Genomic DNA, 14,597 nt, shown 5'->3' with positions numbered 1-14,597 from the left:
AGCTTTCCGGTTGTAAGTTCGTCTAAAATTTTCAGTTTGAAAGGTTCTGAATACCGTCTGATGACTTTGTCGTTTTTGTACATAATGTTTAAAATTATGTAGCCTTTATTCAGGACGGGTCATAATGAAGCGCAACGGTTTGGACTATGGTTTCGTTGCGGAAAAATCCGCAAGATCTTTTCCGCCGTGGCAGAAAGATAGCAAAATGCGGTGAATTCTGGTTAGGAATTCAGCCGCAATGAATTGTAGTCGTTGTTGTACTTTCGTTATTTTTTAGTTTCTAACTCTTCGTTTATAAATCCAATGATATCTTCAATTTGTTTTGCAAGGCGTCTTGCTCTACTGTTCATTAAGTCATTCTCCCAAGCAGAGGCCATAACTACTTTTTCAAGCGAGCCATTATTTCTTACTTTTAGATAATCTTGATTTGTTATTTCAAAAACGCCAGTAATAGAATAATCAGGATGGTCTAACCATTTGAAATACTCAATAAGATATGGATTCACCTGATGAATTTTGAATTCAACTCTTTCTTTTTCATATTTATTATAATATGGATAGTTTAACTCATAATGATTAGATATCGTTGTTCTGAGGCTATCATTTTTGATAACATCCACGCCTTTTGTTTTTAGGAATTCATATCCACTTTTATTGGGGTCAAAATGTGGTACTACTTTTAACCACGAAAGATTGTTGTAAAACTTTTCAGTTGGAAACGTAACTAATTTTAAGTCTTTAATTATTTGATTATACGATGATCTGGTACTATCCATTAGAGATATATCAAATTTAATTTCCTCCAAATCCACTTTTAAATTCTGGCTTAATTCATTTAATATTTTTATTTCTAAATTCTGATTTGCTTTTAATTGATTCCAATTATTTATTGAGATGGCTATTAAAATACCGATGACTACTAATATTATTTCTCCAATCGCATAAATCAGATATTTACTGAATTTATTTTCAGAGAGCATTTTTTGTCTAATTTTCCTAAAGAATTTTATCATTTGTTTGTGATTAGTCATAATGAAACACAACGGTTTTGGTTATGGTTTCGTTACGGAATGGTACGCGAGTATCATTCCGCCGTAACCATAAATTTAGCAAAAGGCTCGAAATTCCGATTAGGAATTCAATCGCAATGAATTATAACCGTTGTTGTGCTTTCGTCATTCTTATTTATTTCAAATTCTCCAATGCAGACTCAATGTCATTAATTAATTTTTCTGCCGAACTGATATTTAATTTAAGAACCCTATCCATATGCCAACTATTAATATTTTTAAGGCTTCTTAAGAAATAAAGGTATTCTTTGTCTTTTTTTAATAATTCAAAATTATGTGGGACCATTTTTCCATTTACATCTATAGGATTCGCAACTTCTCCATTCTCCCTCATTAACATGAAATCGTTATAATTTGAATCCCAGAAGCTCTCAAATCTGGTATTGAGTGTATTTTGAAAGTAATTTATAACTATAGTTCTATAAGTTTCAAATTGCCAATTCGAAGATTCAATACCGGTATCGTAGTACTCAACAATTGCTTTTCTTAAATTCTTATTGGAAACGAGTTTTAAGCCTTCAGATTTTAAAGTCTCAAAAGCACTCTTTTGAAAAGTGGGCACCCAAGTAGTAGTTGAATTAAAGAAATGGTAGCTCAGCGAATCTTGATAGGGTAAATTTTTCTCTATATGATTTAATAGCACATCTATAGAGTTTCTAATTCTATTATTAGAAGGAATTACTCGTTCTAATTCAATTTTATCCTGTATTAAAGATTCATGAATACTTGATAGAATTTCTACTTCTTTTATGTCTTGCTTTCTATTCTCATTCCAATTATTGATTTGTAAAGCAATCAAAATTCCAATAACCACAAGTACAATTTCACCAATTGCATATTTTAAATACTTTCCAGTTTTGTTTTGCACAAGTAAGTTTTGTCGAATTTTTCTAAAGAATTTTATCATCAAAGGTTAGTTTCTCTAAAGGTATGATTTTAATTGATTGGGATTTCAAAATAATGAAGCACAACTTTTAAGATATGAATTTGTTTTAATGATTTATATCTACCGATAAGCCAAGTTCTTTTTTTTTGGTGAAAAGTCACTACGTAACTTTACGTAGTTTTCAAAAAATTAACTGAAGATATGGGGTTTTATCGTAAAAAATAGAAATCCTAGCGAAAATTTTGAGTATTCCGTAATAAAACGGTTAGGTTGCGAGTAACCAAATTATTATAACCATGAGAACCTCACTTATTATTTTCCTAACCTTTTTTTGTATTAATCTAAGCTCAGCACAGGTCACTTTAGAAGATGATGGTTTACATTTTCTTGTTGGCGCTGCTATTTCTAGTGGTACTTATGCTTTCGTATACTCTAAAACCCAAAATAAAAGCAAGGCCTTTTGGTACAGCTTTGGTTTATCCTCACTTGCCGGATTGTCCAAAGAGGTCCATGATGGTTATATCATTTCAGGAAAGTTTGATACCAGTGAACTTATATCAACCATGTTGGGTGGACTTACTGCGAGTTATACCTTTAATGTTTTTACCGGTAAGCGCAAAAAGAAAAAGAGAGAGGAACTTTTGGCGTCCTTTAATTGACCAGCTTAGCTACAATATCCTTTACGGGTAATATTTCTTTAGTATGCTCAATACTCGGCCCTGCAACCCAAACAGTTTTGTAAGTGGCTTTTTTAGCTGCCTTTTCAGTAGCTTTCATCCCTATTGAAAAACGGATCATTTTCACCCATTTTTTGAGCTTTCGGTTTTTGTTTAGAAGATTTTCTATCCAAGTGGATTTGGTTCCTATTTTCTGTACGTAAGGGGTATTGATCACGGTACATGGAGTCCCAGAGATTCGCTCTGTCATTACGATATCCTTAGCCCCATAATCGACACAGGCCTGTTTATACTCATCCGTAACACCTGCTTCTTCTGAGGCAATAAATGGACTTCCTACCGACACACCAGATGCACCATAACTCAGCATCTTGTCAATATCGGCTTTACAACCTACTCCACCAGCAGAAATTACCGGAATAGAAAGTTCTTTATGTAATAAACTCGTTAATTCTTCTGGTGACATGTTTCCTCTATGGCCACCTGCTTCATTGTTTACGGCAATAGCAGCATCGGCACCTAAACTCTCTACTTTTTTGGCAAACCTTAAATCCGTCACGTCACAAAACACCTTGATTCCGGCTTTGTGCGCTTGCCTAATGGTTTCTTCAGGACTTCCTAATGAAGTAATGATAAAATCACAACCTTCTTCGCAAAGGACCTCAAGTTGCCCTTTATATTTTAGATTAGACTTGTTAACGATTAAGTTAAACCCAAACGAACCTCCTTCAACTTTGTTGGCCTTTAATTCCTTAATTGCTGCTCTTAACTCTTCTAAAGTTCTGTAGTTAAGGGCTGGAATACAACCAGCAATCCCAGCTTTCATAGCTTCTGTAACCATGGCCACATTAGACACCAAAAACATAGGTGCTTGTATCACAGGATATTTTATATTCAGTAGTTCGGTTAGTTTTGTTTGCATCTCCGTAATTATTTCTTCAAATATAAAAAATATTATGCATGCATAACACTTTTATTCCAGAAAGCGATAGTAACCACATTTTAAATACGCTCCTTCTGGAAAGGTTATGGGATGATCTACATCGTGTTTTGTTTTTAAAACCGTTTCAAATAGCCGTCCTTGCGCGTTTAATACACTTTGATTTAAATCAAAAAAAGATTGTGCAGTGACTCTAGATGAACAAGAGGCTAATACCAATAAACCTTTTTTTGCGGTCAGTTTTTCCCCCAGCTCGGCGAGTTGTTTGTACTTCTTTTTCGCCAAGTCAATTTCACTTTGCTGTTTGGCAAAACTTGGTGGGTCAATCACCACCACATCAAATGTTTTTTTGCGCTTAATGAGGTTTTCCATCTCTTCAAAAGCATCTCCCGAAATGGTTTTGTGGATCCCAGTATACGTGTTTAACTTTCCATTTTCTCTAGCTACATCTAGCGCTTGTTTACTTATATCCAAACTCGTGACTTCGGTTGCTCCATTAGCTAACGCATGCACCGAAAATCCGCCTGCATAGGAAAACACATCTAAAACTGTTTTTCCCATACTTAGCTCACCTACTCTTTTTCTATTGGCTCTATGGTCTAAGAAATAGCCTGTTTTATGTCCTTTTAACACATTGGCTGAAAACTTGACACCATGCTCAATAAATTCAACCACTTCATTTTCAAGCGTACCAAAAACCACTTCACCATTGGTAAATTCATGGTGTTTACTGTTTTCTAATTGTCGACTTAATCTGAGCACAACGGTTGCTGCCTTAGATACCTCTTGAAGACTATTGAGTATCCATTCTAAATAAGGCAACCATATTTCTGAATAGAGCTTTACCACCAAAACGCTATCATAAACATCTGCTATTAAGCCCGGAAATCCGTCATTTTCGCCAAACAGTAATCGATAGCTGTTGGTTTTGGTTTGAAGTAATTCTTTCCGCTTTTGATAAGCTGATTCTATTTTTTGATGAAAAAACTCAGCATTAATAACCGCTTTTGTCTGCGCATTATGAATCATTTTAATACGAATCGGCGAATTGGCATCGTACAGACCAATACCAATCACCTTATTCTTATTTTTACTAAAAACAATAGCTAAATCTCCTGTTTTGGCATCGTCATTAATCTTAACAATACTCTTAGAGAATACCCAAGGATGACCTTTTACAATAGATTGTTCGGCTTTTGCATTAAGCTTTACCGCTAGGTTTTTGGGTTTAAACGGTACTAAAAATGCTCTGTTAAATGCCATAAATCATATAATTCTGAAGTCTGAAAATTCTGGAACCAATGCAAAAATAGCTTTAAATAAGACAAGAATTTAACATTTTATGGATGAAAATAGGCTGTTCAGCGTCTTTACTGCTCTAATTAACATTGATTAAATATCTTCGAAGCGTAACCAAATCTACTTTGACAATTCGATTGTTGACCTGATATCGATTATTTGTCAAAACCTAATGAAATGAAAAATATATTAATTTATGGTGCTTCAGGCCATGCCAAAATGATTGTAGATATTATTCTTAAGAATAATGATTACAATATTATCGGTTATATAGACTCTTATAAACCTGTCAATTCTCAAGTATATGGTCATAAGGTTATTGGAAATTTAGATACATTACCTGTTTTAATTAATAAGTTTAATATTGAAGGAATTGTTATTGGTATTGGTGACAATGATTTGAGGTTAAGTATTTACAGAAGTATTCAAAAGATAGCACCAAAGATTGAATTTGTTCCTATTGTTCATCCAAGTGCTATTTTAGCTGAAGACATATTGGTTCCGGAAGGGGCTGTACTTATGGCGGGCACCATTGTGAATGCTAATGCTAAACTTGGTAAATTCTGTTTACTCAATACTAAAGCATCCTTAGGGCATGACTCTGTAATGGCTGATTTTTCTAGTTTATCTTCTGGAGTCACCATTGCTGGAAATGTAACTATTGGATTTTGCTCATCCATTTGCCTTAGTGCTTCTGTTAGTCAAGGGCTTACTATAGGAGATTATACCGTGATTGGCGGTGGTTCTTTGGTTTTAAAGTCTGTTGGGGATTTTAAACTGGCCTATGGTTCTCCAATTCACACCCAAAAAGACAGAACGTTAGATTTACTGCATACCGCCTAATCAATTGTAATATTCGTTGACCACTTGCCTTCTTTTTCCTGAGGATAATAAAGGTATATCATTAACTAGATTGACCTTTACGATGGCATCCTCACCAAAATAAGATTTGTAATACTCTGTAAGTTTTATAGCTTCAAATTCCTTATCGGTATTTAAATTAATATGGTATTCAATTTTACTTTTTTGTACAATTTGATATTGCTTAAATTCACCAAATTCGTTGAGCTTACTCGACATGAATAAGGAAGGTAATAACTTTCCTTTTGTATTAAATAACTGATCTAACTTTCTCCCTAAAATTTGAGATAAAAATGAGATACCATGAGCATCAACGGTCATCGCACCCAAATCCCCTGTATCATATCTTATGAGTGGCATCGCAAAATTATAAAGGTCTGTAATGACTATTCTACCAACTTGACCATTAGGAACTAGAACATCCTTTTCTAAGTCAAAAATCTCAATAACAAAACTCGAATTATTAATCCTAAAGTAGTCTCGGCTTTCAAATAGCTGTTGTGCAATAATTCCCGACTCGGTATTTGAGTAACGTGATAATGGTGTAATTCCAAAATGCTTTTGAGCAGCTTCCTTAGCATAGGGAGTGAGAGCATCTGAAATAGTAATTATTGATCGGGTTTTAAATTTGATGGGATTTTTTTTAACAGAGTCAAGATATTTACAAATGTACTCTAAGGTAGAGCCGTACATCATAAAACTTAAGACCTTACCCTTAGAGTTTAACTTTTCTATAAATTTTTCGACACCATTTTCTACAACTTCGAACGTACTAACCGTTGTAATGTTCTTTTTAAAATAATCGAACTTAATCTTTGGCGTTAGTTTAAATAACCAAGCACGAATAAATATTAAAGGATATCCAATACTATAATTGGCTTGAGATGAAAACCATATATTGTCTGCATTAATCTTTTGCACTTTTTCTTTGTTATGATAGATCCTAAAAGGCGATCCAGTAGAGCCACTAGTAAAGACCTCCCTACACTCAACTTTATTAAATTTGCTAGATAAAAACGCATCATAATCTTCTCTGATACAATTTTTATTAATTACAGGAAAATCTTGAAGATGATTAAACCCTTTATTGCTATAGAAAGAAGTAGTCTGTGTTGCATGGGCAATTAATTTCTTTAATTGCTTTGTATTTTCAGCTTCAACCCATTCAATGTTTTTGCTTTCTAAAATATCCTTAGTTTGTATGAATAGCTTTTTAAAAGGTTGACCCTTAAGGTTATCAAGAAACCAAAATATATGTTCTCTTAAACTCAATTTTTTTCAATTATTGAGGTAAAACTAAGAAATTAGATAAAAAAAACGCAACCAAATGAATGATTGCGTTTCTATTTTATAAGATTCTGAAACATCTGTCTGTGGACAGACAGATGTTTCAGAATGATGATTTGTTATTTCACTTCTTCGAAGTCCACGTCTTCCACATCGCTAGATTCATCAGATGGCTGATCTTGTGATGCTCCTGCATCAGGACCTTCAGCACCACCTTGCTGAGCTTCTGCTTGTGCTTTGTACATTTCTTCACTTGCGACTTTCCATGCTTCGTTAATTTTCTCTAAGGCTGGCTCAATAACCGCGATATCCTTAGACTCGTAAGCTTTCTTTAATTCTGCTAACGCTTCTTCAATTGGTTTTTTCTTATCATCAGATAATTTATCACCAAATTCTTCTAACTGCTTTTCAGTTTGGAAAATCATACCATCTGCCTGATTTAATTTATCAGCAGTTTCTTTAGCTTTCTTATCGGCTTCTGCATTAGCTTCAGCTTCCGCTTTCATCTTTTGGATTTCTTCTTCTGTTAATCCAGAAGACGCTTCAATTCTAATATCTTGCTTCTTACCAGTCGCCTTATCTTCTGCAGATACTTTGATAATACCATTAGCATCAATATCAAATGTTACTTCAATCTGTGGTGTACCACGTCTTGCTGGTGGAATACCATCTAAGTGGAAACGACCGATTGTTTTATTATCTGCTGCCATTGGACGTTCACCTTGTAATACATGAATCTCTACTGATGGCTGATTGTCTGCTGCTGTTGAGAATACCTGTGATTTTTTGGTAGGAATCGTAGTATTAGCTTCAATTAACTTGGTCATGACGTTACCCATGGTCTCAATTCCAAGAGATAACGGAGTGACGTCTAATAAAAGTACGTCTTTTACATCACCCGTTAGTACACCACCTTGAATACCTGCACCAAGAGACACAACTTCGTCTGGGTTAACCCCTTTACTTGGTGCTTTACCAAAGAATTTCTCTACTGCTGCTTGTACTGCTGGGATACGTGTAGAACCACCTACTAAGATCACCTCATCGATATCAGATTTCGATAAACCTGCTGATTTCAATGCTGTTTCACAAGGCTCAATGGTACGCTTAATTAAATCGTCGATTAACTGCTCAAACTTAGAACGGGTTAATGTACGCACTAAGTGCTTCGGTCCACTTGCAGTTGCCGTTACATAAGGCAAGTTAATTTCAGTTTGCGAAGATGAAGATAATTCTATTTTAGCTTTTTCTGCAGCTTCCTTAAGACGTTGTAAAGCCATAGGATCTTCTCTTAAATCCATACCTTCATCGTTCTTAAATTCTTCTGCCAGCCAATCTATTATTCTTTCATCTACATCGTCACCACCCAAGTGGGTGTCACCATCCGTAGATAGTACTTCAAATACTCCATCGCCTAATTCAAGGATAGATACGTCATGTGTACCACCACCAAAATCGAATACAACGATTTTTTGATCTGTAGATTTTTTATCTAAACCGTAAGCTAATGCCGCAGCTGTCGGCTCATTAATTATACGTCTTACTTTTAAACCTGCTATTTCACCAGCTTCCTTAGTTGCTTGTCTTTGAGCATCATTAAAATAGGCTGGTACAGTAATAACCGCTTCAGATACATCTTGTCCTAAGTAGTCCTCCGCTGTTTTCTTCATTTTTTGAAGAATCATAGCCGATAATTCTTGTGGTGTGTATAAACGACCATCAATATCTACTCTTGGAGTATCATTATCACCTTTAACAACTTTATAAGGTACGCGTTCTGCTTCTTTTTTAGACTCAGAATATTTATTCCCCATAAAGCGTTTAATAGAATAAACGGTTTTTTGCGGGTTAGTTACTGCTTGTCTTTTTGCTGGATCACCAACTTTAATTTCACCACCTTCAACAAAGGCAATGACCGAAGGTGTAGTTCTCTTACCTTCAGCGTTCGGGATTACAACGGGCTCATTACCTTCCATTACTGAAACGCACGAGTTGGTTGTTCCTAAATCAATTCCAATAATCTTACTCATAATATTAGTGTATATAATGTTGTGTTTTATTTTTTTTAACTCACTTTGTATTAGTCAATGATTATGCCATGACAAAAAATGTGACATGATGTCATATTGAAATTTCATTTTAATTTTTCATTTTATCATTTTTGGTACATACTTTGATATCTTAGTAGTAGTTAAGTACCATTAATTAAAACTTTTTACCATGAGAAAACTAACATTTCTACTCTTTTCACTTACTTTTTTATTAACGGCTTGCGAAGGAGACCCAGGACCTCCGGGACCTCCTGGATTGAATGGACAAAATGGTGTCAACTTTGTAGGGCAATCCTTCGAAAGAACTGTAAACTTTACAAATGCTAACGGCTATTTTGCAGATATAGAAATACCTCTTGATATAGACTTACTGGAATCTGATATGGTTTTGGTATATAGACTTGTAGGTGTGGATAACGATGGCTTTGATTTTTGGAGACCATTACCCGAAACTGCTTACACTGATGATGGTGGAGAATTTCAATATAATTTTGACCATAATTTTGATTTTGTTGATATCTATTTATATGCACCACCTTCTTTTGATCTTGGCTCTATACCGGAGATAAATCGTATAGACCAAATATTTAGAATAGTCATACTACCAGTAGATTTTATTAATAGCAACAATATTGATATTAATAATTTTAATGATGTTGTACAGTACGTGCAATAGACTGTTTAATTAAAAGAATTAAAGCGATGATAATTATCATCGCTTTTTTTATGCCTTAAATCATCGAACAATGAAGTATATTTGCGAAATTAAACGTAAATATATGGAATGTATTTCTGTCTTTGATATGCTCAAAATTGGTGTAGGGCCTTCAAGCTCCCACACCTTGGGACCATGGCGTGCCGCAGAGCGTTGGATAAAAGAACTTAAAGACAAAAATCGTTTTCATAAGGTTGAAAAAATCACAGTAGACTTATACGGTTCTTTATCCTTAACAGGTAAAGGGCATGCCACAGATCTAGCTATACTGCTTGGTCTGTCTGGTGCAGATCCAGAGCGTGTTCCCATAGAAACAATAGACATCATTATTTCGTCTATTAAGAACACAAATTCTTTGATGTTTAACAATGAAAAACCGATTCCTTTCGATGTTAATACAGACATAAAATTCAATCGAAAGTTTTTGCCTTATCATGCCAATGGCATGGCATTTTCAGCCTTAATTAACGGTCGAAACTACAAATCTACCTACTACTCTATTGGAGGTGGATTTGTGGTACAAGAAGAACGAAAGATTTCTAAGGCTAATAAGATAATTTTCTACTGTACATTCCCTTACCCTATTTCCTATGGTGACGAACTTTTAAAGTTTTGCCATCAATTAAATCTTCCTATTTCTGGTGTTGTTTTGGAAAATGAAAAGTCCATACGAGACATTGAAACTATCGATTTTGAGCTAGAGCGCATCTGGAATACCATGTTAGAATGCATGTACCTTGGCTGTCATACTGAAGGTAAACTTCCTGGCGGTCTCAACGTTCGTCGTAGAGCTTATGACATGCATAAAAATTTAATCGGCAATTTCACTTATGAAAGTCCGCAAGAATGGTTAGAGACTATTAGGAAGACAGAAGTTAAGTTTAGACAAATTCTTAAATGGGTGAGCTGTTTTGCATTGGCCGTTAATGAAGTTAATGCGTCGCTGGGTCGTGTGGTTACAGCCCCTACAAACGGGAGTGCTGGTGTGATTCCAGCGGTATTGATGTATTATATGGTCATTGAAAATCATGAAGCCAACTTTGAGCATATTAAAAAATTCTTATTAGTTGCCAGTGAAATTGGTAGTATCTTTAAAAAAGGGGCTACCATAAGTGCTGCAATGGGAGGTTGCCAAGCCGAAATTGGTGTATCTTCTGCCATGGCTGCCGGTGCGCTTTGTGAATTGTTAGGTGGCACACCAGAACAAGTTTTAGTGGCCTCTGAAATTGCCATGGAACATCATCTTGGGCTCACATGCGATCCTATTGGTGGGTTGGTTCAAATTCCATGTATAGAGCGTAACTCTATGGGTGCCATAAAAGCGATTAACGCGGCTGAACTTGCTTTAGAAACTGATCCCAACAACGTAAAAGTACCTTTAGATAAAGTGGTTAACACCATGTGGGAAACCGCTAAGGATATGAATACTAAATACAAAGAAACCTCAGAAGGTGGTTTGGCTGTTGGTGTTCATTTAAGTGATTGTTAAAAACATCTAGCCTTCTCAGAGTGAAGGAACTCTAACTCGGAAATTTTTGGAATTTGTAACTTAGTTTTTGGAATGGTCTTGACATCCTTCTCGTCGTCTGGTATCTACTAGGTAAATAATTTTCCACTCATTATCTCCTTTCATTAATTGAAAGGAATTGACACCACAATGACTAAAATTTCCATTATACCAAAACTCGTATGGTGTCCATGCATTTGCCATATTTCCATCAACCTGAATATTGAAACTTAATAATTTTTCCTCAAAGGTATTTTCGGCTGGAATACTCGCAATACTCTTTAAAAACTGACCGTATTCGCTTTCACTTAAAACCGATTGCCCTTCCCTATTTACAGATATAGACTGCAATTTAATATCGCCTTTTGCCATGGCTTTTAAAGTGGTAGTATCTTGTTTATGAAAGGCTTCAAAAAATTTAATAATTGTGGCTTTCACCCGTTGTTTTTCAGAATCTTGGGCGTTTAGATTAAGTCCTAAACATAAAATTAATAGCGCTAATAGTTTTTTCATTTTATTTAGTTTTTCTGAAATTAACTATTTAGACAGCAATTCTAGCTTCTAATAAACAAAAGTTTAACAAATCTCTTTATTTTTACAAACACTAATTTTTGAAACACTATGTCAGTAGCAAAAAAAGAATATAAAAGAATCACCGTAAAAAGTCTTGTAGATATGAAATCTAGAGGCGAAAAAATTTCCATGCTCACTGCTTATGACTATACCATGGCTAAAATTGTAGACGGAGCCGGTGTTGATGTTATTCTAGTCGGCGACTCGGCAAGTAATGTTATGGCTGGCCATGAAACTACATTACCCATCACCTTAGACCAAATGATTTATCACGCCTCATCAGTGGTACGAGCCATTGACAGGGCTTTAGTAGTTGTAGATTTGCCTTTTGGAACCTATCAAAGTGACCCAAAAGAAGCATTACGTTCTGCAATTAGAATCATGAAGGAATCTGGTGGACACGCCGTGAAATTAGAAGGTGGTAAAGAAATTAAAGATTCTATAAAACGTATATTGAATGCTGGAATCCCTGTCATGGGTCATTTAGGCCTGACTCCCCAATCTATCTACAAATTTGGCACGTACACTGTAAGAGCCAAAGAAGAACAAGAAGCGGAACGCCTGAGAGAAGATGCCAAAATGCTTGAAAAAGCTGGATGCTTTGCTATTGTTTTAGAAAAAATTCCAGCAGCACTAGCTAAAGAAGTGGCCGAAAGCGTGAGTATTCCTGTTATTGGTATAGGCGCAGGTGATGGAGTTGACGGACAAGTATTGGTGCTTCATGATATGATTGGCATGACGCACGAGTTTAACCCAAGATTTCTACGTCGCTACATGAACCTTTACGAAGACATGACCAACGCCATAGGACAATATGTTGAAGATGTAAAGAGTCAGGATTTTCCTAATGAGAAAGAGCAATATTAAGGCTTTTTAAATTCTGAACCAGGAAAACCACCTAATCGTGTCAAAGGTTTTATCAAACAAATCCAACTTGCAAGTCCTCTATGAAGACAACCATGTCATTGTGGTGAATAAACGTGCAGGCGATATTGTACAAGGTGATAAAACTGGCGATAAGCCCTTAAGCCATGTTGTAAAAGACTTTTTAAAATACAAATACAACAAACCAGGAAATGTGTACTTGGGAGTTGTGCACCGTTTAGATAGACCTACTACCGGTATTGTGCTCTTTGCAAAAACCAGTAAAGCCCTACCACGTTTAAACAAATTGTTTGCTGAAAAGAAAACGACGAAAACCTATTGGGCTTTAGTAAAAAACAAACCACCAAAACCTGAAGATCGACTTATTCACTGGTTGAAAAAGAATCCTAAAAACAATAAGTCCACTGCCTTTGATAAAGAAGTTGAAGGCAGTAAAAAAGCCATTTTAAACTATCGTATCCTTAAGTCTTTAGATAATTATTATTTGCTGGAAATCGATTTAGAAACTGGAAGACATCACCAAATTCGTTGCCAATTGGCAAAAATTGATTGTCCTATAAAAGGCGATTTAAAGTATGGATTTCCTCGAAGTAACAAGGATGCTAGCATAAGCCTGCATGCTAGGAGACTAGAATTTACGCATCCTGTAAAAAAAGAAAAGTTAAACATAGTAGCACCTTTACCAGACGATATAATATGGCAAGCTTGCGAAGTTTAAGCGTTTCTGTAAGGATAGATTATGGTAAGCTCAGTACCTTTATCTTCTTTAGACTTTAAGTCTAATTTTGCATTTAAAAGCTCTGCACGTTTTTTCATGTTGGTTAAACCAGACCCATGCTCAGCGGTTTCCATATCAAAACCAACTCCATCATCCTCAATCTTAATTTTTAGTTTATCCATATCATAATTCAACTGGACTTTTAAAGTTTCGGCCTCAGCATATTTTAGGGTATTTGAAATAAATTCTTGTAAAATCCTAAATAGAATAATCCCGTCCTTCTTATTATCAAGATTTTGGTTTTCACCATCAAATTTAAGTGACACCTCTATTAACCCTGATTTCTTTAAACGATCGATTTCATTTTCTACAGTAGCCTTGAAGCCTAAATTCTGTATCACATCACTATTTAACGATTTTGACATGGCCCTGACCTCAGCTAGACTTTCCTTTAAAGCTTCTGAAGCGTTAGCAACCTTTGGCTTAAGGTCATCTGAAGCTATTTTAGCAACGCTATTCATTTGCATTGTTGCAAAAGCTAATAGTTGTCCTACATTATCATGCAACTCTCTACCAACATTTTTTAATATTTCTTCTTGTATTTCTTGTTGGGTTATTAAAAGCTCTTCGTCAAATTGTTTTTGCTGCTCAATATTCTTTATTAGAAGTTGATTCTTACGTTTTTGAAATGTCAAAAAGAAGACTACAAAAACAATTAGAATGATTAAAACAAAAAAGACTACATAGGCTATAAGAGCTATTTCTTCTTCAGTTATTCTCTTTTGAATTGAATTGTGTATAAGAAAGCGAATGTAAAGCATGAATATAAGAAGGTGTTAATAATGAACATGTAGACGTGTCTAAAATGGATAAAACTTTTATTCACTTCATAAAAGTAACTATCAAAAGTAAATAATGGTGCTGTGCACAAATAGAATAATAGCAAGGCTGAACTTATGTAAAATATAGGAAGTTTATAAAACAACAACACTTTATCACTGCCCAATAATTGTTTGTAATACAAAACCACAAAAACAAGTACGATAAATGTTTCTAAAAAAACATTGTATGGTAATGATTTGATAAAAAATGTACCACTTATTAAAAAGTAAATAATCGTAAATATTG

14 protein-coding genes are annotated in these 14,597 nt (G+C 35.0%); 6 read left to right on the top strand and 8 right to left on the bottom strand.

Annotated elements, in window-relative coordinates:
• Nucleotides 1-266 precede the first annotated feature (266 nt).
• Nucleotides 267-1,031, bottom strand: a complete 765-nt coding sequence (locus ACFQ1K_RS09950) for a DUF6090 family protein (protein WP_320555926.1) — start codon at nt 1,029-1,031, stop codon at nt 267-269.
• A 154-nt stretch (nt 1,032-1,185) separates the two neighbouring features.
• A complete protein-coding gene (locus ACFQ1K_RS09945) occupies nt 1,186-1,938 on the bottom strand; it encodes a DUF6090 family protein (RefSeq protein WP_320555927.1) in 753 nt (250 codons plus the stop codon).
• A 314-nt stretch (nt 1,939-2,252) separates the two neighbouring features.
• On the opposite strand from ACFQ1K_RS09945, the gene ACFQ1K_RS09940 reads away from it, so the two are divergent.
• Nucleotides 2,253-2,615, top strand: coding sequence for a hypothetical protein (locus ACFQ1K_RS09940; RefSeq protein WP_320555928.1), 363 nt, complete (start codon nt 2,253-2,255; stop codon nt 2,613-2,615).
• Here ACFQ1K_RS09940 and ACFQ1K_RS09935 read toward each other — a convergent pair.
• Nucleotides 2,608-3,555, bottom strand: coding sequence for an NAD(P)H-dependent flavin oxidoreductase (locus tag ACFQ1K_RS09935; protein ID WP_320555929.1), 948 nt, complete (start codon nt 3,553-3,555; stop codon nt 2,608-2,610). The two genes, ACFQ1K_RS09940 and ACFQ1K_RS09935, sit on opposite strands and share 8 nt — an antisense overlap.
• Nucleotides 3,556-3,606: 51 nt before the next feature.
• Nucleotides 3,607-4,836: a class I SAM-dependent rRNA methyltransferase gene (locus ACFQ1K_RS09930; protein WP_320555930.1), complete on the bottom strand. Its 1,230-nt coding sequence runs from the start codon at nt 4,834-4,836 to the stop codon at nt 3,607-3,609.
• A 213-nt stretch (nt 4,837-5,049) separates the two neighbouring features.
• Between ACFQ1K_RS09930 and ACFQ1K_RS09925 the strand changes: the two genes are divergently transcribed.
• The gene (locus tag ACFQ1K_RS09925) at nt 5,050-5,715 is read left to right on the top strand and encodes an acetyltransferase (RefSeq protein ID WP_320555931.1); all 666 of its coding nucleotides are present in this window, start codon (nt 5,050-5,052) and stop codon (nt 5,713-5,715) included.
• Here the strand turns inward: ACFQ1K_RS09925 and ACFQ1K_RS09920 are convergent, their stop codons facing one another.
• Nucleotides 5,716-7,005 carry a CoF synthetase gene (locus tag ACFQ1K_RS09920; RefSeq protein WP_320555932.1) on the bottom strand — a complete coding sequence of 430 codons (1,290 nt, stop codon included), beginning with the start codon at nt 7,003-7,005 and terminating at the stop codon, nt 5,716-5,718.
• Between the two features lie 134 nt (nt 7,006-7,139).
• Nucleotides 7,140-9,050 carry a molecular chaperone DnaK gene (dnaK, locus tag ACFQ1K_RS09915; protein WP_320555933.1) on the bottom strand — a complete coding sequence of 637 codons (1,911 nt, stop codon included), beginning with the start codon at nt 9,048-9,050 and terminating at the stop codon, nt 7,140-7,142.
• Nucleotides 9,051-9,240: 190 nt separating this feature from the next.
• Between dnaK and ACFQ1K_RS09910 the strand changes: the two genes are divergently transcribed.
• Nucleotides 9,241-9,747: a dihydrolipoamide dehydrogenase gene (locus ACFQ1K_RS09910; RefSeq protein WP_320555934.1), complete on the top strand. Its 507-nt coding sequence runs from the start codon at nt 9,241-9,243 to the stop codon at nt 9,745-9,747.
• Nucleotides 9,748-9,850: 103 nt separating this feature from the next.
• Entirely contained in the window at nt 9,851-11,275 is a 1,425-nt protein-coding gene (locus ACFQ1K_RS09905; protein ID WP_320556054.1) for an L-serine ammonia-lyase, read from the top strand.
• Between the two features lie 60 nt (nt 11,276-11,335).
• Here ACFQ1K_RS09905 and ACFQ1K_RS09900 read toward each other — a convergent pair whose 3' ends face one another.
• Nucleotides 11,336-11,806, bottom strand: coding sequence for a nuclear transport factor 2 family protein (locus tag ACFQ1K_RS09900; protein ID WP_320555935.1), 471 nt, complete (start codon nt 11,804-11,806; stop codon nt 11,336-11,338).
• Nucleotides 11,807-11,914: 108 nt separating this feature from the next.
• Here ACFQ1K_RS09900 and panB point away from each other — a divergent pair, with 108 nt between their 5' ends.
• Nucleotides 11,915-12,733 carry a 3-methyl-2-oxobutanoate hydroxymethyltransferase gene (panB, locus tag ACFQ1K_RS09895; RefSeq protein WP_320555936.1) on the top strand — a complete coding sequence of 273 codons (819 nt, stop codon included), beginning with the start codon at nt 11,915-11,917 and terminating at the stop codon, nt 12,731-12,733.
• Nucleotides 12,734-12,770: 37 nt separating this feature from the next.
• Nucleotides 12,771-13,469, top strand: a complete 699-nt coding sequence (locus ACFQ1K_RS09890; RefSeq protein WP_320555937.1) for an RluA family pseudouridine synthase — start codon at nt 12,771-12,773, stop codon at nt 13,467-13,469.
• Here ACFQ1K_RS09890 and ACFQ1K_RS09885 read toward each other — a convergent pair.
• Nucleotides 13,466-14,290: a sensor histidine kinase gene (locus ACFQ1K_RS09885; protein ID WP_320555938.1), complete on the bottom strand. Its 825-nt coding sequence runs from the start codon at nt 14,288-14,290 to the stop codon at nt 13,466-13,468. The genes ACFQ1K_RS09890 and ACFQ1K_RS09885 overlap by 4 nt on opposite strands.
• Between the last annotated feature and the right edge of the window lie 307 nt (nt 14,291-14,597).

This window comes from Winogradskyella aquimaris, assembly GCF_042676105.1.
GTDB lineage: Bacteria > Bacteroidota > Bacteroidia > Flavobacteriales > Flavobacteriaceae > Winogradskyella > Winogradskyella aquimaris.
Note: the sequence above shows the minus strand (reverse complement) of the source record. Positions and strands in the feature narration are given on the sequence as shown.